The sequence below is a fragment of the Leifsonia sp. Root112D2 genome, from assembly GCF_001424905.1.
GTDB lineage: Bacteria > Actinomycetota > Actinomycetes > Actinomycetales > Microbacteriaceae > Root112D2.
Genome location: NZ_LMCU01000001.1, coordinates 1,556,032 through 1,573,571 on the forward strand (window position 1 = coordinate 1,556,032; position 17,540 = coordinate 1,573,571).

General features: G+C 65.0%; 19 protein-coding genes. 10 read left to right on the plus strand and 9 right to left on the minus strand.

The window, feature by feature from the left end:
• Positions 1–29: 29 nt before the first annotated feature.
• The 5 genes from ASC63_RS07160 to ASC63_RS07180 form a co-directional block, all read right to left on the minus strand.
• On the minus strand, positions 30–1,088 hold the full coding sequence (locus ASC63_RS07160) for a Gfo/Idh/MocA family protein (protein WP_055811279.1): 1,059 nt from the start codon (positions 1,086–1,088) through the stop codon (positions 30–32).
• A gap of 112 nt (positions 1,089–1,200) precedes the next feature.
• Entirely contained in the window at positions 1,201–2,676 is a 1,476-nt protein-coding gene (locus ASC63_RS07165; protein ID WP_055811281.1) for an aldehyde dehydrogenase (NADP(+)), read from the minus strand.
• Between the two features lie 4 nt (positions 2,677–2,680).
• A complete protein-coding gene (locus ASC63_RS07170) occupies positions 2,681–3,559 on the minus strand; it encodes a fumarylacetoacetate hydrolase family protein (protein ID WP_235491970.1) in 879 nt (292 codons plus the stop codon).
• The gene (locus ASC63_RS07175) at positions 3,556–5,265 is read right to left on the minus strand and encodes an IlvD/Edd family dehydratase (RefSeq protein WP_055811285.1); all 1,710 of its coding nucleotides are present in this window, start codon (positions 5,263–5,265) and stop codon (positions 3,556–3,558) included. The genes ASC63_RS07170 and ASC63_RS07175 overlap by 4 nt, the downstream gene beginning before the upstream one ends.
• 179 nt (positions 5,266–5,444) lie before the next feature.
• A complete protein-coding gene (locus ASC63_RS07180; RefSeq protein ID WP_055811288.1) occupies positions 5,445–5,987 on the minus strand; it encodes a nuclear transport factor 2 family protein in 543 nt (180 codons plus the stop codon).
• A gap of 365 nt (positions 5,988–6,352) precedes the next feature.
• Here ASC63_RS07180 and ASC63_RS07185 point away from each other — a divergent pair, with 365 nt between their 5' ends.
• The 5 genes from ASC63_RS07185 (at position 6,353) to ASC63_RS16485 (ending at position 10,531) form a co-directional block, all read left to right on the plus strand.
• Positions 6,353–7,117 (plus strand): ABC transporter ATP-binding protein, encoded by a 765-nt coding sequence (locus ASC63_RS07185; protein WP_055815115.1) that lies wholly within the window; start codon positions 6,353–6,355, stop codon positions 7,115–7,117.
• Positions 7,118–7,119: 2 nt separating this feature from the next.
• Positions 7,120–7,878 carry an ABC transporter permease gene (locus ASC63_RS07190; RefSeq protein ID WP_055811291.1) on the plus strand — a complete coding sequence of 253 codons (759 nt, stop codon included), beginning with the start codon at positions 7,120–7,122 and terminating at the stop codon, positions 7,876–7,878.
• Complete coding sequence (locus ASC63_RS07195) at positions 7,875–8,882, plus strand: ABC transporter substrate-binding protein (protein WP_055811294.1); 1,008 nt, start codon at positions 7,875–7,877, stop codon at positions 8,880–8,882. Before ASC63_RS07190 ends, ASC63_RS07195 begins: the two co-directional genes overlap by 4 nt.
• Before the next feature lie 36 nt (positions 8,883–8,918).
• On the plus strand, positions 8,919–9,731 hold the full coding sequence (locus ASC63_RS07200; protein WP_162242883.1) for an ABC transporter permease: 813 nt from the start codon (positions 8,919–8,921) through the stop codon (positions 9,729–9,731).
• 110 nt (positions 9,732–9,841) lie between these two features.
• On the plus strand, positions 9,842–10,531 hold the full coding sequence (locus tag ASC63_RS16485) for a hypothetical protein (protein ID WP_200936811.1): 690 nt from the start codon (positions 9,842–9,844) through the stop codon (positions 10,529–10,531).
• A 126-nt stretch (positions 10,532–10,657) separates the two neighbouring features.
• Here ASC63_RS16485 and ASC63_RS07210 read toward each other — a convergent pair whose 3' ends face one another.
• Positions 10,658–11,236 carry a helix-turn-helix domain-containing protein gene (locus ASC63_RS07210; RefSeq protein WP_055811299.1) on the minus strand — a complete coding sequence of 193 codons (579 nt, stop codon included), beginning with the start codon at positions 11,234–11,236 and terminating at the stop codon, positions 10,658–10,660.
• 47 nt (positions 11,237–11,283) lie between these two features.
• On the opposite strand from ASC63_RS07210, the gene ASC63_RS07215 reads away from it, so the two are divergent.
• Positions 11,284–12,147, plus strand: a complete 864-nt coding sequence (locus tag ASC63_RS07215) for a class I SAM-dependent methyltransferase (RefSeq protein WP_055811304.1) — start codon at positions 11,284–11,286, stop codon at positions 12,145–12,147.
• Between the two features lie 36 nt (positions 12,148–12,183).
• Here the strand turns inward: ASC63_RS07215 and ASC63_RS07220 are convergent, their stop codons facing one another.
• The 3 genes from ASC63_RS07220 to ASC63_RS07230 all read right to left on the minus strand — a co-directional run bounded on the left by ASC63_RS07220 (position 12,184) and on the right by ASC63_RS07230 (position 13,997).
• On the minus strand, positions 12,184–13,029 hold the full coding sequence (locus ASC63_RS07220; RefSeq protein WP_200936906.1) for a glucose 1-dehydrogenase: 846 nt from the start codon (positions 13,027–13,029) through the stop codon (positions 12,184–12,186).
• Between the two features lie 151 nt (positions 13,030–13,180).
• Positions 13,181–13,723, minus strand: coding sequence for a DUF6328 family protein (locus tag ASC63_RS07225; protein WP_055811305.1), 543 nt, complete (start codon positions 13,721–13,723; stop codon positions 13,181–13,183).
• Between the two features lies 1 nt (position 13,724).
• Entirely contained in the window at positions 13,725–13,997 is a 273-nt protein-coding gene (locus tag ASC63_RS07230; RefSeq protein ID WP_055811311.1) for a hypothetical protein, read from the minus strand.
• A 332-nt stretch (positions 13,998–14,329) separates the two neighbouring features.
• Here ASC63_RS07230 and ASC63_RS16270 point away from each other — a divergent pair, with 332 nt between their 5' ends.
• The 4 genes from ASC63_RS16270 to ASC63_RS07250 all read left to right on the plus strand — a co-directional run bounded on the left by ASC63_RS16270 (position 14,330) and on the right by ASC63_RS07250 (position 17,529).
• Entirely contained in the window at positions 14,330–14,476 is a 147-nt protein-coding gene (locus ASC63_RS16270; protein ID WP_157487620.1) for a hypothetical protein, read from the plus strand.
• Between the two features lie 190 nt (positions 14,477–14,666).
• Positions 14,667–15,584, plus strand: coding sequence for an SIS domain-containing protein (locus tag ASC63_RS07240; RefSeq protein WP_055811317.1), 918 nt, complete (start codon positions 14,667–14,669; stop codon positions 15,582–15,584).
• Positions 15,581–16,609, plus strand: a complete 1,029-nt coding sequence (locus ASC63_RS07245) for an ROK family protein (protein ID WP_082487376.1) — start codon at positions 15,581–15,583, stop codon at positions 16,607–16,609. The genes ASC63_RS07240 and ASC63_RS07245 overlap by 4 nt, the downstream gene beginning before the upstream one ends.
• On the plus strand, positions 16,606–17,529 hold the full coding sequence (locus tag ASC63_RS07250; protein ID WP_055811321.1) for a 1-phosphofructokinase family hexose kinase: 924 nt from the start codon (positions 16,606–16,608) through the stop codon (positions 17,527–17,529). Before ASC63_RS07245 ends, ASC63_RS07250 begins: the two co-directional genes overlap by 4 nt.
• Positions 17,530–17,540: the final 11 nt, after the last annotated feature.

Genomic DNA, 17,540 nt, shown 5'->3' on the forward strand with positions numbered 1-17,540 from the left:
TCTCAGCCTTCTCGAATGTGGCACAGGCATCATGCGGCTCCCCTGACCGTGGCGTTCTGCTGTGCGGTGAGTGCAAGGCGCATGGTCTCGAAGGTGTGATCCTGAGGGCATGCGGTCTGCGTGCGCTGACGCACGTCGCGGAGCAGATCGCCGTAATAGGTGAGCTCGGTGTCGGAAGGATCGATATATTCCGTTCCCCGGTCGTCTACGAGAAACAGATGGTCCCCGCCCGCACGCCCGACCAGGTCAACGTACTTTCGGATCTCGATATATCCCTCAGTGCCAAGAATGAGCAAGCGACCGTCGCCCCAGGTCGGCAGGCCAGCGGGGGTGTACCAGTCGACGCGAATATAGCCTTGAGCCCCGTCTGCGCGAAGCAGAACCTCGCCGAAATCCTCGAAACCGGGCCGATCCGGGTGCGCGAAGTTTCCCACCGTGCTTGTCACGATTTCTGCGCTTTTCTGCCCTGTCAGCCAAAGGAATTGATCGATCTGGTGTGAGGCGATGTCAGTCAGGATGCCGCCATAGCGCCGTTTGTCGTAGAACCACTCCGGTCTTCCCGCACCGCCGGCGAGATGAGCGTTATCGCCGACTCGGTGCGGGCCAAGCCCGAGCACCTGCACGACCTTGCCGATTCGGCCCGCTCGCACGAGTTCGCCGGCTCGGGCCACCGCGCGCACCTCGAAGCGTTCGGAAAAGGTGACGGACCAGAACCGTTCGCTCTCGGCGACGGCGACCGCAATGGCATCGAGTTCATCAAGGCTGACGCATCCGGGCTTATCGGTCACGACATCCTTGCCGCATCGCAGGGCCTCAATCGCAATCGCACTTCTGCGGTCGGGTACGGCGGCAGTGATGATCAGGTCGATGTCTTCCTTGGCGATCAGACCGGATACATCGCTTCCAACTGGCACATCCGGATATTGACCGAGCACCTGTTTCGCGACATCGCTACCGAGATCGTCGCTTGCCAGCCCGACGAGCACACCGCCCGCGCCGATCATGCCCGCGATCTGCCCGAGGATATGTGCGTGGTCCAGACCAACGGCGGCGAAGCGTATCGGGTTGTGTGGGTCTTCAGGGACCATCGTCGTTTGCCTCTTCTTCACTGTGGGACCGCTGAGGCTCCGGTTGATTCAATAGTTGTTGTTCGTGCAGTGGACGTTCAGTGGTGGCTCGACAGCCCGTGCATCGCAGACGTCAGGCGGGGTTAGCCTGGGGCGGGGGTACCACGGTGCCGTCGACGGTGCGGGGAACTCCCCACGGGTTCGCTTCCTGCAAGGCGGGCGGCAGCAGCGCGTCGGGGGTGTCCTGATAGGCGACGGGCCGCAGGAATCGTCCGATTGACGCCGTGCCCACCGAGGTGAAGTGCGGTGCGGTGGTCGCGGGGTACGGTCCGCCATGCTGCTGTGCGTATGTCACCGAGACGCCCGTCGGCCAGCCATTGAACAGCACGCGGCCCGCCTTGTCGGCGAGTATCTCAACGAGTTCGCCGGCGTCATCGCCCGGTTCGCCCTGGATCGTTGCAGTCAATTGCCCGCGCAGCGTGCGCGCGACGGCGAGCAGCTCGTCTTCTGAGCTGTAACGCACGAGCACAGCGGCAGGGCCGAAGTGCTCCTCCAGCAACTCATCGGCGTGGGCGACGAAGGTGTGGGCATCCGTGCCGTACAGGGTTGGCGTCGGCTGCTCGACGCGATCGGGTGAGCCGGCAAGCAACTCGACATCGTCGCGGGCCGCGAGCGGCGCAAGGCTCGCGAAGTACCCATCGCGCATGCCGTCGGAGAGCATCGGTCCGCCTGCGATCGCTCCGACCGCGGCAACGACGAGGTCGCCCAACGGCGACGATTCGGGAACCAGCAGCACCCCGGGCTTCGTGCAGAACTGCCCGACGCTCAGGGTCATCGACGCGGCGAAACCGTCAGCGATCTGCTCCGGGCGCGAGGCGGCTGCGGCTGGCGTCACGAAGACGGGATTGATGCTGCCGAGCTCGCCATAGAACGGGATCGGCTCGGGCCGCGCGGCGGCCAGGTCGAACAACGCGCGGCCTCCGTTGAGCGACCCGGTGAAGGTCGCAACGGTGAGGCGTGGATCGCTCACCAGCGCGCGCCCCGTTTCGCGACCTTCGACCAGCGCGAAGACCCCGCGCGGTGCTCCGGATGCCGCCAGCGCGGCCTGCACATGTGTCGCCACCGCGCGGCTCAGCTCCGGATGGGCCGAATGGGCCTTGACGACGACGGGTGCGCCGGCCGCAATTGCCGCTGCGGTGTCGCCTCCCGCAACGGAGAACGCGAAGGGAAAGTTGCTCGCCGCGAACACGGCAGCGGGGCCAAGCGGGCGCAGCACCCGGCGCAGGTCGGGCCGGGCACCCATCGGCCACTCGGGGTCGGCATGATCGATCGTTGCCTCGAGGAACCGGCCCTCCTGGGCCACCTGTGCAAACAGCCGCAGCTGGAAGGTCGTGCGTACGAGTTCGCCGGTCAGACGTGGCTTGGTCAGGTGGCTCTCGCGCATCGCGAGCTCGACGAGCGCATCCGCGTCGGCGTCAAGCCGGTCGGCGATGGCGCGCAGCCAGCCGGCTCGGGTGGTCGTCAGCGAGGCCGCGAGCGTGGGCGCGACATCCGCCGCATCCGCCATCGCGGTTTCGAGCTCAGCAGTTATCCCGTTCGTCTCGCTCATTTCGTCACTTTCTGCCCTGTCGACCCACGCGGGAGGCCACGTTCGTCAGGCGACCGATGCCGTCGATATCGACGGTGACCTCGTCGCCGGCGCGCAGCGTGAAGTCGGCCTCGGGCACGATACCCGTGCCCGTCAAGAGAATCACACCGTCGGGAAAGTCGAGACCGCGGAACAGCCAGTCGGCGAGCTCGTCGAGCCCACGTGCCATCTGATCGGTCGACGAGGCACCCTCGAACACGAGGGCGCCGTCGCGGCGAATCTCCAGCCCGATAGCGAATGGAGTCTCGGCGACCCAGGCCGGCACGATCTCGGGCCCGAGAGCACAGGCCGCGGTGAACACCTTTGCCTGCGGCAGGTAGAGCAGGTTTTCGCCCTCGATCGAGCGGCTCGACGCGTCATTGCCGGGAACGTAGCCGAACAGCGCGCCGCTCGAATGCAGGACTATTCCGAGCTCGGGCTCGGGCACATTCCACTCCGAATCGACACGCACGCCAATGGTCTCGTCCGGGCCTCGTGTGCGCACACCGGTCGACTTGAAGAACAGTTCCGGACGCTCGGCGCCGTAGACGCGGTCGTATGGTGTGCCGTCGCTTGCCTCCTCGATACGGCCGTCGCGACTGCGCAGGTAGGTCACACCCGCCGCCCACACCTCCTGCTGCGGATCGATCGGGGCCAGCACGCGGTCGGGGCTGGCACCGCCTTCCGCGGCCTCTTCGACGGCCTGCCGCGCCGCCATTGGCGAAAGACACAGCAACTGCGACAGGCTCATGCCCAGCCGGGAATATTCATTACCGCGGCGCACAAGCCACAGGGTTTCCCCTCCGGCGTCCGCACGGGTGAGCGCCAATGCAGGCCGCGCCCGCGTGGCATCCGTCTCGGTCAATGTGACTCCCTCGTGACGACGGAGCCGCTCGAGCCGACGAGAAAGTCGAGGTCGGCGCCGGAGTCGGCTCCCTGAACGTGATCGATGTACAGCTTTTGCCAGCCGCGGTCCGAACGCGCGAAGCCGTCTGCCGCGCGCTGGGCGACCGTGCGGTTCGCGAGCTCGGCCTCGTCGACGAGTAATTCGAGGCGGCGGCCCGGAACGTCGAGCGAGATGAGGTCGCCATCCTGCACCAGGGCGAGCGGCCCGCCCGCCGCGGCCTCCGGGGCCACGTGCAGAACGACGGTGCCGTATGCCGTTCCCGACATGCGCCCGTCGCTGATGCGCACGACATCGCGAATCCCCTGCTTCAACAGCTTCTGCGGCAGCGGCAGGTTCGCGACCTCGGGCATGCCGGGGTAGCCCTTGGGCCCGCACCCGCGCAGCACGAACACTGAGTCGGCGTCGACGTCGAGATCAGGATCGTCGAGTCGCGCGTGGGCATCCTCGATGGAGTCGAAGACGACCGCGCGCCCAGTGTGCACCAACAGCTCCGGGGTCGCGGCAGCGGGCTTGATAATCGCGCCGCGCGGAGCGAGGTTGCCTCGGAGAACGGCGATACCGGCGTCGTCCTGCAGAGGATCTGCGCGGAGCGAGATGACGTCGCGATCCCACACATCGTGGCCGCCGAGGTAGTCGGTGAGCGGTTGGCCGGTGACGGTCTGCGCGTTCGGGTCGAGCAGGTCGACAAGCTGGTCGAGCACGGCCAGAAAGCCTCCGGCGCGAAAAAGGTCTTCCATCAGGTAGTGGCCGGCTGGCTGTAGGTTGACGAGCAGGGGCACCTGGCCACCGATGCGATCGAAGTCCTCCAGGGTGAGGTCGATGCCGAGACGGCCGGCGATGGCCAGCAGATGTACGACGGCATTGGTCGAGCCGCCGATGCCGGCGAGGGCGATGATCGCGTTGTGGAATGACTCCTTCGTGATCACCTGCGAGATGCGACGGTCTTCCAGAGCGAGCTCTACGGCGAGTCGACCTGAAGCGTGGGCGGCCTCCAGCAGCCTGCTGTCGGCGGCCGGAGTACCGGCAACGCCGGGAATAGTCATGCCAAGCGCCTCGGCCATGAGCCCCATCGTGGAGGCCGTGCCCATGGTGTTGCAGTGGCCCTTGCTTCGGATCATCGTCTTGTCGGTCGCCTCGAACTCCGCCTCCGCAAGGTTTCCGGCGCGTACCTCCTCTGACAACTGCCACACTCCGGTGCCACAACCCATCCGCTCGCCGCGGAAATATCCGTTCAACATGGGGCCGCCGGGCACCACGACGGCAGGTATGTCAACGGATGCGGCGCCCATAAGCAGAGCCGGGATGGTCTTGTCGCATCCGCCCAACAGCACGGCGGCATCGATCGGGTTGGCCCGCAGCATCTCCTCGATTGCCATCGCGGCCATATTGCGCCACAGCATCGCAGTTGGCTTCATGAGTGTCTCGCCGAGCGAGACCACGGGCATGTTGACAGGCACGCCGCCCGCCTCCCAGACGCCCTGCTTGACGTACTCGGCGACCTCGTTCAGGTGCATGTTGCAGGGAGTCAGGTCGCTTGCGGTGTTCGCGATGGCAATCTGTGGGCGCCCGTCGAAGGCATGGTCGGGTACTCCTCTGCGCATCCACGCACGGTGAATGTAAGGGTCGCGGCCTTCGCCGCCGTACCAGCCCTGGGAGCGGACCATTCTTGACCTCACTGTCACGAAACATTTCGTTAATATTACGACTGTTTTTCCCTGCGACCTCAGGCTAGGGAAGGGGCGTGACTCTGTCAAGCTTCGGCGGCTGCCTCAACGAGCGTGCACTCGAAATGCGGTTGGGGACCAGATCGGCGTTTGCCCTGGGTCTGCGCAAAGGCCGGTGGTCAGCTGCCGGGCGGGGCGAAGAGCGGGCGTGCGTAAGACGGGTCTTCTTTGCTGCGGCGAGCCCATAAGCGGTGATAGGCCTCGTCTTGAGCATCCAAGGCGGCCGAGTATTCCGCTATGAGAACGCGGCGGGCAATTCGCCATTCGTTGTCGCGACGCTCGAATCGGTCGATGTAGCGTCCGCCGCTGAGGCCAAGGCGAGGAAGCTCCGGGCGCGCGTCAGGCTTCAGCCCGATGATGAGTTGAAAGTAGGTCTCCGCGTGGGCGAGGTCGCCGTCAAGATCGATCGACGTATTGATCAGGAGATGTTGACTGAACGTGCGGTGCGCGTCGCGCACTTCCCAGTCGGCGATCAGGGCTTCAGCCGCCGGGTGGTAGTCGATAGTGCCGCCATGGTGATCTGTTGCGTCCGGGTGAAAGGCAGAACGGACCATATCGAGATCCTTGCGGTCGAGGCCTCGCGCGTAGCGATTCAGGCAGTCGAGAATCGCTTGTCGATCCATGAGGTCACGAACCGATTTGACTATGAATTCCTCGTCCATCACATCTCTCTTTTTCTGATTCTGCGTTGATCGGGCTTCGAGGGCTCCACTGCAGATCATCGGGTTGGATGTCGCTTGCTCGCAGCTCGCGCCCCGAAAGCATCCGATCAGTGTTCATTATGAGCACGTGTGGTTCATAATACGAGCAATTAGCGTCGAGCGCGCAGGGGTATCGACCGCATCGCTGACGAGTGTTGACACGGCATCCTGAACTGGGGTAAATTCTACAGATGAAATCAACTTTCATACAGTGAAGTATTAGTGAAGTGGATACGCAGTGCAAACACGATGGTCGGTGCCGAGTGTCAGCCGCCCTTGATCGCAACAGCGTGCTCGGTGATGGGCTACAGGCGAGAGACCCGCTCTTGAACGATCAGCCGGCGGTCTCCCTGAGCGGCGTTTCGCTTTCCTACGGTTCGGTTCTCGCGGCGCACGACCTCAGCTTTGATGTCGGGCCGGGGGAGTTCGTCAGTCTCATCGGTCCTTCCGGCTGCGGCAAGAGCTCTGCGCTGCGAGCTATAGGCGGCCTGCTGCCGGCACAGGTCGGCGAGGTCACCGTCGCGGGTACTGCCGTTCGGGGCCCGCGGCCGAAGGATGTCTCATTCGTCTTTCAGGATCTTGCTTTGTACCCATGGCGCAGCGCCTTGCGCAATGTTGAGGTCGCGCTTCAGTTCGCCGGTGTCTCTCGTCGGCAACGGCGTGCTCGGGCGGTCGATGCCCTTCAGGCGGTGGGGCTGGGTGACGTGCCGGACCGGTTCCCCAGCCAGCTCTCGGGCGGAATGCAGCAGCGGGTTGCCATTGCGCGAGCGTTGGTGTCGGATGCCAAAATCCTGCTTCTGGACGAACCGTTTGCCGCCCTCGACGAGCAGACCCGACTGCGACTGGGGGGCCAGCTGCTCACCCTGCTTGAGGAGCAGGGCAAGACCGTCGTCTTCGTGACACACAGTCTCTCGGAGGCCGCATATCTGTCGGACCGCATCGTGGTGATGAGTCCGCGGCCCGCCACGATCAAGGACATCATCACGGTGCCGCTCGATCGTCCGCGGCATCCTTCGTTGATGCGTGCGCCTGAGTTCCACGAACTCACCGATCGGCTGACGTCGTTGCTTTTCGATGATGAGTCAGAGTGATTATGACCTCCTGGCGCAGGCCCGTCACATACGTGGTGGTCATCGCGGTGATCCTCGCCGTCTGGTGGTCTCTCACCGCGTCCGGAGCGGTGAAGCCCTTGCTGTTGGCCGACCCTTCGCGGGTGTGGGCGGCGCTGGGGCTGCTGTTCGAGCATCCGTCTGCGGTCTTCGGACCCATCGGAGTGACCGTGGCGGAAACGACTATCGCCTTCATCGCCGCGTCCGTGCTGGCCATTCCGATCGGCCTGTTCGTGGGGTCCTCCGAGCTGCTGCGGCGTGCGTACGAGCCGCTTCTCACCACCGGCAGCGCGCTTCCTCTTGTTATTCTCTACCCGGTTCTCGCCGCGACCATGGGCATCGGCGGCAGCTCCAAAGTGGCGCTCGGCCTGCTGTATGCGTTCTTCCCGGTGGCGATCGCCACGGCGCAGGCCGCCGCGACCATTGACCGGCGGCTCATGGTAGCCGCGCAGGTGATGGGTGCCGGTCGCGCCCAGGCCGTGCGCTCTGTTGTTCTGCCGGCGATCTCATTGCCCATCATCGCGGGGATGCGCGTGGCCCTGGCCCTCGCGTTGGTCACCATCATCGCCGCCGAGTTCATCTCCGGATCCGATGGCGTCGGTTACAACCTTGCCGCAGCCAGCCAGGGCCTCGACACGCCCGCGCTATTCGCGTGGGTCGTCATCGCCTGTGCGTTGACCATCGTCGTCAACGTCGTATTCACACTCGCAACGAACACCATATTGAAAGGGATAAAACGATGAAGATTTACCCGAGAATCGCACTGGGATTGGGCGCAACGGCATTGCTGCTCGCCATTTCGGCATGTAGTGGCGGCACATCGACACCGTCAACGGACTCGGGCGCGCCTGCAGCGCCGGCGAAGATCACCCTGGGGCTCGTGCAGGGGCAGGATTTCATTCACGCGATGCCTGCGCGTGTTGCCGAGGCACAGGGATTCTTCACGAAGGCCGGCCTCGATGTGAACATCGTCGCCTTCACGAGCGGATCCGATCTCACGAAGGCGATGGCCGGCGGAAGCGTCAATGTCGGTGCCGCCACAGGTCTGGATGCCGTCTCCGCCGCCGCGCATGACGTGAATCTTCAGGCCTTCTACGGCGTCGAGGGCGCCAGTCCCATGGCGCTGATCGTTCCCGCGACATCCACGATTCAGACGTTCGCAGATCTGAAGGGAAAGAAGGTGGGAATTTCCGCCTTCGGCTCCATGACGGACTACACGCTCCGCGCCGCGCTGAACAAGGTCAACGTGCCTCTCAGTGAGGTGAAAGAGATCCCTCTGGGCGCGCCTGCGTCGACGATGGCCGGAATGGCCAATGGTGACGTCGATGGATTCATCCTGCCCGTGAACTTCGCCTTCACAGTCGAGGCAAAGGGGTCGGGCAAACTGGCTCAGCCGGTTTCCGATGTGCTGGGAAGCAATGATCAGTTTGCGATCCTGATGGCCCAGGACACGTACATCACAGCCAACACTGCCGCTCTCAAGAAACTCGCCGGGGCATACACGGAGGCCATCAACTGGATGAAGGCCAATAAGGACGCCACCATCAAACTCGCGATGGCCAAGTTGGGCATGACAGACGTGATCGCCGCCAAGACATACAGCGCGCTGGTCGATACGTTCACTCCCGATGGCACGCTCAACGCGTCTGGTCTTGAGTCCTATGCGAAGGCGCTCCCGGAGCTGAAGATCGCCACCGCTGTGCCGAAGTCATCGAGCTACATGACGAACTCGGTTCTGGGCAAGTAACTCGACCGGTTGCGAATCATGAGGAGGGTGGCAGCGTTGTCTACGGCAACTTCAGCAGTGGGAACTGTCTCCTCACCGGCGCCTGGACGCAGTGCGCTGGCCCGAAAGGCCAGCGCACTGCGGTGGGGCACCGTCGTCGCGGGCGTCGTGGTGTGGGAGCTGATCTGCCTGGGTCCGCTGCGCAATAACGACTACCTCGCGCCTCCAAGCTCGGTGCTCACGGCTGGGTTGCCGGCCGTCCTTCAGCCGGACAACCTGCTCGCGCTGTGGCAGACGACATCCCGATTCCTGGAGGCGTTCGTCGTCGTGGCCATCGTTGGCACGATTCTCGGACTGGTGCTCGGGCGGCTGCACCGCCAGATTTTTCACGGTGCCAGGGATGTTGTATCCGTTCTCTATGCGCTGCCGATGGTGCCGTTCTTTCCTCTCTTTGTGCTCTGGCTCGGGCTGGGAACTCCATCGGAGGTCGCGTTCGGTGTCATCCACGGAATCATGCCCGTCATCCTTATGGTGATGACCGCGAGCGCACGAATCGACCGTAACCTGGTCACATCCGGGCAGACGATGGGTGCCAGCCGCATGCAGCGTTTGTCGTTCATCGTGCTGCCAGCCGTGGTACCTGAGATCATCGGTGCTCTGAAGATCGGCGCAGCATTGTCGCTGCTGGGTGTGCTCCTGGCCGAGCTGATGATCTCGATTGATGGGGTCGGACAGTTCATCGCCAACCAGGTCACTAATCACCAGGCAGCAAAGCTCGATGCCATGGTGATAGTCGTCTGCGTGGGCGTCGTCGTCATCAATTCCCTGCTCGGGCTGCTTGAGCGACGGGCCTCACACTGGCGTAGCTGATACAGCTCGCCGAATCATGCTCGCCAGACCGGCTCCCTCACCGCCGTCTTCACCCATGCGCGAGGGGTTCCGTGCGCTCGCGGCACCGAAGTTGCTACCCTCGAAGAGATATGTCGTCGGAAATCCCTGCTCGTCGCCACGGCCGCCACGCCGCGGTCGCTGCGCCAGCGCCATCGACGCCACAGGCCCGCTCATCGTTCAGGCATAACATCGCCGTCGGCGTGACGGCGCTGGCGCTGGTGGCCGGCCTGTTTATCGCGCCCGCCGAACGGGCGGAGGCGCTGCCAAGTAACGCGACGGCGCATCTGGCTGATCAGGAGTTCGCCGTCGGCGGAGCCGTTCGTGCCGAGCCGGTTTCGCGCGATTCCGTCAGTGCCACCGACGGCGTGCAGACTCTGAGTTCAAACGGCACCAACGCGGACTGGGCCAAGCTCGTGCTCATGTACGGCGGGTGGCCGCAGAGCGAGCAGAATGTCACGGTCATCCTGCGCTGGATGCGGCAGGAGAACGGCACCAACAATTGGTGGAACAGGAATAACCCCCTGAACAACGGCTACGGCTCCGGCGGAGGCGCGGGTCTCGGTAGCTATCCCGATCTCGCCACGGCCGCCGATTACGCCGCGGCGAATCTGGTGCGAGGCTACCCGGCCATCGTCGCGGGCCTCGCGTCAAGCGCGTCGGCGGATGCTACGGCGCGGGCGATCTGGGCGTCGCCCTGGTCGACCAGCCACTACGCAAACGGCTCCCATTGGAGCAGCGCACCGGTCGACATCGTCAAGGCGCCCGCCTCGGCCTGGTAGCCATTGAGCCGGGGCCTGTCGATGGACTTCCGAGGCTTTCGCAAATGGCTCGGCCGTAGACCGGTCGAGCAGTGCGGCCGGCCCCCGCGGCCCGACGGTGCGGTGCGGACTCGGCAGTTCTCCCTTCTACTCGTCGTGGTCTGAGGCGTGCAGGTGCGCGCGTTCCCCGTCGTTGTCGAAGATCGTGAGAATCTCCACCGGGCCGCCGTGCGCACCGAAGTGGTGCGGGGTCATCGTTGAGAACTCGGCCGCGTCGCCCGCGGCAACAAGGATCGTTCGATCGCCGAGTTGCAGGCGCACGGTGCCGGAGAGCACGGCGAACCACTCGCGCCCCGGATGCACGCCTAACGGTGCCGGCGGCCGCTCGCCGGTGATGCGCATCTTCGCCACTGTCACGCCGTGCAGCGTGCGTTCACGGGAGAGCAGCCACGTCGTGAGCCCGCGCGTGTGCTCGGGTTGCGGCCGGATGACCACATCCTCATCGTCGTCGGATTCAATAAGCTCATCGAGAGTGGTGTCGAGCGCACGGGCAATCGGCACCAACTGGTCCAGGGCGATTCTGCGGTGGCCAGTCTCGATTCGGCTCAGCGTTGACGGGCTGAGGTAGCATCGCGCGGCGAGGGCATCCAGCGACCAGCCCCGAGCCATGCGCAGCCCGCGGATGCGTCGGCGAATCACCGTGTCCAAATCACTGTCTTGCGTCATGCGCAAGAGTGTATGCCTCAAGCGCAGGAATCGCCTAGCGTGGAGGGATGACACACCACTCGCATGACCGCATCGACGGCCCCTCGCACGACAGCTCGGTCGACACTACACACGACCACGAGGCGGGGCTGGCGGATTTGCTGGATTTGGACGCCGAAGTGCTCGGTTCCTACCTGGACGACGTGACGGCGTGGGTCGCGGGCTATGCTCCGGATGCCCCGGGCACGATCGTCGACATCGGCGCCGGAACAGGAACCGGCAGCTTCGCGCTCGCCGCTCGCTTTCCGTCGGCCGAGGTGCTGGCGATCGACCGTTCTCTCGCGATGCTCGAGCGCATCGGGGCGTCGGCGCGTGAGCGGGGCTTGACTGAACGCATCCGCCCTGTTCGCGCCGATCTGGATGAGTCATGGCCCGAGCTCGGCGGGCTCGATGTTGCGTGGGCGGCCTCGTCGTTGCACGAGTTCGCCGACCCTGACCGTGTGCTGCGCGACGTGCACGCGGCGCTGAAGCCCGACGGGCTGTTGGCGGCCATCGAGATGGACACCCTGCCGCGCTTCCTGCCCGACGACATCGGACTGGGCCGCCCCGGGCTGGAGGCACGCTGCCACGAGATCCTCGCGCACCTGGGATGGAACGCGCATCCGGATTGGCGCCCGCAACTCGAGCGGGCGGGTTTCGAGATTGTCGGCGAGCGCAGCTTCACCATTGAGCAGAACCCCGCGTCGCCGAGCACTGGGCGTTATGCGGATGCGTACCTGCGCCGCATCCGCTCTGCTCTCGAAGGCAGGCTGGCCGCCGATGACCTCGGCACGCTCGACCAGCTTTTGGATGCCGCCAGCCCGGCCGCCCTGGTCAACCGCACCGACCTGACTGTCGGGGGCAGCCGCACCGTCTGGGCTGCGCGCCGCTAAGCCCGCCGTCGTAGGTTGCTACGCACCGGAAGGCATTCAGGGAATGATTTTTCCTCCGGTCACACCGAGGGTCTCGCCCGCGACGAAACTCGATTCCGCCGAAGCGAGAAAGACGTACGCCGGAGCCAGTTCGGCCGGTTGACCAGCACGCCCGAGCGGTGTGGACTTGCCGAATTCGGGCAATTTCTCGGGCGGCTGGCCCCCTGAGACCTGCAACGCCGTCCAGACCGGTCCCGGCGCGACGGCGTTGACCCGGATCCCCTTGGGCCCGAGTTGCTGCGCAAGTGCCTTGGTGAAGGTGTTGATCGCGGACTTGCTCGTCGCGTAGTCGACAAGGATTGGCGCTGGCGAGTAGGCCTGTATCGATGTGGTGTTGATGATCGTGGAGCCCGCGACCATGTGCGGAAGCGCCGCCTTCGTGAGCCAGAACATGGCGTAGACATTCGTGCGCATGGTTTGGTCGAACTGCTCGTCACTGAGGTCTTCGAGATTGTCGCAGTAGAGCTGCTTGCCCGCGTTATTAACCAGGATGTCAAGCCCGTTCAGTTCACTGACCGCCCGTTCGACGGCGCTTCTGCAGTGCTCGGCATTACCGATATCCCCGGGAATCATCACCGCTATACGTCCGGCATCCTGCACGAGAGAGGCGATACGCCGCGCGTCGGTCTCCTCCTCCGGCATATAGGAGAGGGCAATGTCGGCGCCCTCGCGAGCGAAGGCAATGGCGACCGCAGCTCCGATGCCGGAGTCGGCGCCGGTGATGAGGGCTTTGCGCCCCGTGAGCCGGCCGGTTCCCCGATACGTGAATTCGCCGAGGTCGGGAGTCGGCTCGAGCTTCTGCTCGATGCCGGGCTCGGGCTGGGTCTGTGCGGGGGGTTCGATGGAGGGATAGCGTTCGACGGGGCTCTCGAAGGTGTATTAGTCCGTTGCCATGAGCTTTGTGCCTTTCGTTTGAGAGGTGATTGCTTCATCGAAGCTCGAGACCCGGCGCTGGCACAGGGGCTTGACATTGCGAAAGCAACGGCCGGCTTATCTACTCCCCCTCGGCTGCTCGGCTGCTCGGCTGCTCGAGGGATGCTGCAGGGCGGCTGCGGATGGTCTTTGGAACGACGACCAGCAGGAGTAATAAGGCGAGGAGAACGACGACAGCGGCCGCGACCCCGACCAGCCGCGAAGCGACAACATCGAAGATGAGCTCCGTCACCCCGGCCGTGAGAAGCGAGATGAGTGCGAGCATTGTGTGCAGAAACCTGTCCCCGGCTTTGACCGTGAGCTGTTTCTCATGGTGTCGGAAGAAGGTTCTGTGCAAACTCACCGGAGCGAGGCCCACGACGGTTGTGAGGGCAGCGATCAAGACCAATGCGAGGTACAGGCTGATCTGAAAGGCGTCGAGCTGCTGGAAACGCTGCTGAAAGGCGAGCGTGAGCAGAAAGCCCGCGATGATCTGGGTACCGGTCTGGGAGATTCGCAGTTCCTGGAGTATGTCCCTCCAGTTGCGGTCCGCGCGCTCGTCCGCGGTCTCCTCTCGACCGTTTCCATCGGGGACGTGGCCGGAACTATCGTGATGATCGGGCATTTCAACCTCCAGAGATCGTGAACCAGATGCCGTAGAGACCGGCCACGCACATGACAACGGTGACGATCCATCCCAGCGTTTGTGCCAGCCACCGATTGCGATATTTACCCATGATGGTCTCGTCTCGCGAAATGATCATGATGATGATCAGAAACGGTCCCGCAGCAATCCCGTTGACGATGGCACTGAGCACGAGGAGGTGGATGGGGTTCGCGACGAACACGCTGAGGACGGTGCCGGCGATAACCGCCACACCGAGGCCGGCACCGTCCACAGCATCCCATTCGAATACGTGGCCCCCGCCTGTGCGTAGGTAGCTACACCCGACGGATCTGCCGTCGTCGTTCCCGAATCTTCTCCATTTCACGCCGCAGCGTTTGTTTGCACAGTACCCGCGAAATGGCGCGACAGAAGCTGAAATCCCTCTCAGACGCGAGCGAAAAGGAATGGGGTGTTACGCCCATGGAATGCGGAATCAGAACCCCAATCGTCGATCTGATATTCAGTGCCCGAGCCGTGAAAAGGCACCACGGGGTCATCCGGCAGGATGAGAGAACGACCCCTCAGGCTGACGATATCGATCGGCATCCGCGCTTGGCTGGACGCATGAACAGTGCAGACGGACTCTCGCCCACGACGCGCCCCGGGGGCGCCATCGATCCCGCCTCGGTGTCGCTTCCCCCGACCCGCATCGTCGACCTCACCGCAGCGACGCACTCGGATGTCGCCATCGTCGCTCCCGACGAACGGTAGCGCGGGCGCGGCACGACCCACCCCTGCGGTGGACGACGGTTGCGTGGGGTTCTCTGCCCCGGAACCCCATGCAACCGTCATCTCGCGATAAGGCAGGGCTGATTGTTTATGACGTATTGACACGTGTATCAATCAGAAGCGATCATTGATACGTCACGCGGCGGTCGGCTGCGCACAATCAAGGAGAGCCATGACGGATGCCCGTACCCTGCCCGCGTCTCCGCTCGCCGGGGCGCATATGGCCGAGGAACTCGCCTCACAGCCGCAGAGCTGGGAACGTGCCGCCGCGATGGTAGACGAGCAGCGCCTGCTGCCGGCATCCGGTGCCCGTATCGCCGTGGTCGGCTGCGGAACCTCATGGTTCATGGCGCAGGCGTACGCGGCGCTGCGCGAGAGGGCCGGTCATGGTGTGACCGACGCGTTCGCGGCATCCGAGGCATTCGTCAACCGTGACTACGACGCGATAGTCGCCCTGACGCGCTCGGGCACCACAACCGAGGTTCTCGAACTCGTTGACGCTGTGCGCGGCACAACCCGCACGATAGCTGTGGTCGGCGACATCGACAGCCCCCTGGTCGGCCTGGTCGACGAGGTCATCGGGCTGCCATTCGCCGATGAACAGTCCGTTGTGCAAACCCGCTTCGCCACCACGACTCTGGCCCTCGTGCGCGCCTCGCTTGGTGAGGACCTGACAGGCGTCATTGCGGATGCTCGCACCGCGGTCGACGAGCAACTCCCCGACGAACTCGTCACGGCCGAGCAGTACACCTTTCTCGGTACCGGATTCACCTACGGTCTGGCCAACGAGGCCGCGCTCAAGATGCGCGAGGCGTCGCAGTCGTGGACCGAGTCGTACCCGGCCAAAGAGTACCGGCACGGGCCGATCTCGATCGCGGCGCCCGGGCGTGTGACGTGGATGTTCGGCGAGCCGCCCGTGGGGCTCGACAGGGAGGTCGCTGCCACCGGCGCTCACTTCGAGAATCGTGCCATCGACGCAATGGCCGACCTGGTGCGCGCCCAGCGCGTTGCTCTCGCTCGCGCACTGCGGGCAGGGCTCAACCCTGATCTGCCCCGTAACCTCACGCGTTCTGTCATCCTCGACGTATGAGTGAGCGTGCTGGGGACGAGGCAGCTTCGACCCGTCAAGAGACCAACGACGAGCCGCGCCATAGCGGGCTGAGCCTGGGCGAGGGGGCGGCCGTCTACGCCTTCGACGTGGGCGGCACCGACACCAAGGCTGTGGTGATGGACGAGCACGGCGACATTCTCGAGGTGATCAGGGTGCGCACCCCACGCGCCGATATCGACCCCGCAGAGGCCGTGCTGGCAAACGTCGTGACGCTTGCAGGGCAGTTCGCCGTCGACCATCCCGAGATCGTTCCGCAGGCGGTGGGACTTCTTGTTCCCGGCTACGTCGACGATGTGGCCGGCGTGGGTATCTACTCGGAGAATCTGGGCTGGAGAGACGCTCCGTTTCGCGAGCGGGCGCAGCAGTTGCTCGGGCTGCCGGTGTTCTTTGGGCACGACGTGCGGGTCGCGGGGGAGGCGGAGCACCGCATCGGTGCCGCTGCACCGTTTCGCGACGTCGTCATCATGGCGATAGGCACCGGCATCGCCGGAGCCATCTTCATCAATGGCGAGATATATGCCGGTGGTGGAATGTCCGGCGAGATGGGCCACTCGGCCGTGGCGGACGGTCCCGACTGCGTGTGTGGCAGCCGCGGATGCCTCGAGGCCGTCGCATCCGCCGGCGCCATCGCCCGGCGCTACACCGCCGCAACGGGTGAGACCGTCGATGGCGCGCGCGAAGTGCTGCAGCGTTCACGGGCGGGCGATGAGATTGCGTCTGCAATCTGGGAGAGTGCCCTCGATGTGCTCGTTCTCGACCTCTCACACACCGTTGCCCTGCTCGCGCCCGAGGCCATAGTGATCGGCGGCGGCCTGGCGCAGGCCGGAGACGCGCTGTTCGAGCCGTTGCGATCGAGACTGGATGCGATGCTCACCTTTCAGAGGCGCCCCCTGCTCCTGCCCGCGAGCATCGGCGAGAACGCGGGAGTGATCGGCGCGGCGATGCGGGCGCGGGAACTGCTCGATGCGCCCGCGATGGGCGGGGCATCCGGGGTGTCGGCATGATTCTGACGGTCACCCCGAATCCTGCGCTCGACCTGACCTATCACGTCGACGCGCTCGAGATCGGCGAGACGCACCGGGTCGATGCTGCACGCAGCCGGGCTGGCGGCAAAGGCCTCAATGTCGCCCGCGTCGTGCACCAGACCGGCAATGCCGCTCTCGCGCTTGCGCCACTCGGCGGCGCCACCGGGCGTGAGTTCGAGACGGAGCTGAAGGCGAGCGGGGTACCGCATGCATTAGTTCCGGTGAGCATTAGCACGCGCCGCAGCGTCGCCATCGTGGATGCGCTCGGGGGCGAAACCACGATCCTGAACGAACGAGGCGAGGCGCTCGCACCCGCCGACTGGCACACGCTGGTGGATGCCGCGGCCCGACTCGCCGACGATGCCGACTGCATCGTCGGCTCCGGAAGCCTGCCGCCGGACGCACCTGCCGACTTCTACGCGAACCTCGTGGGACTGGCCCGCGATCGTGGGCTCCCGAGCATCATCGACGCGACCGGCCCGGCGCTGTTGAAGGCGGCGCAGGCGGGCGCCAGCGTGCTGAAACCGAATCGGCTCGAACTCGCGGACTCAACCGGCGAGAGCGACCCCGTCGTCGGCGCGCGTCGGCTCATTGAGTTCGGTGCGGGCATCGTGCTGGTCTCGCTGGGCGCCGACGGCATGATCTGCGTGACCGCGGATGCTGCTGCCCCGGTGGTGCGCGCACGCCTCGCCTCGCCGCTCGTCGGCAACCCCACCGGCGCGGGCGATGCGGGAGTTGCGGCTGTCGCCGTTGCGCTCGTCACCGGCGAGAGCGACCCGGCCCTGCTGCTGCGCCACGCCACCGCATGGTCCGCCGCCGCCGTGCTGATGCCGGTGGCCGGCGAGATCTCCGAGAGCTATCGCGAGCTCGAGGCCCAGCTCGTCATCGACCGATTCTGACCGCAGACCCG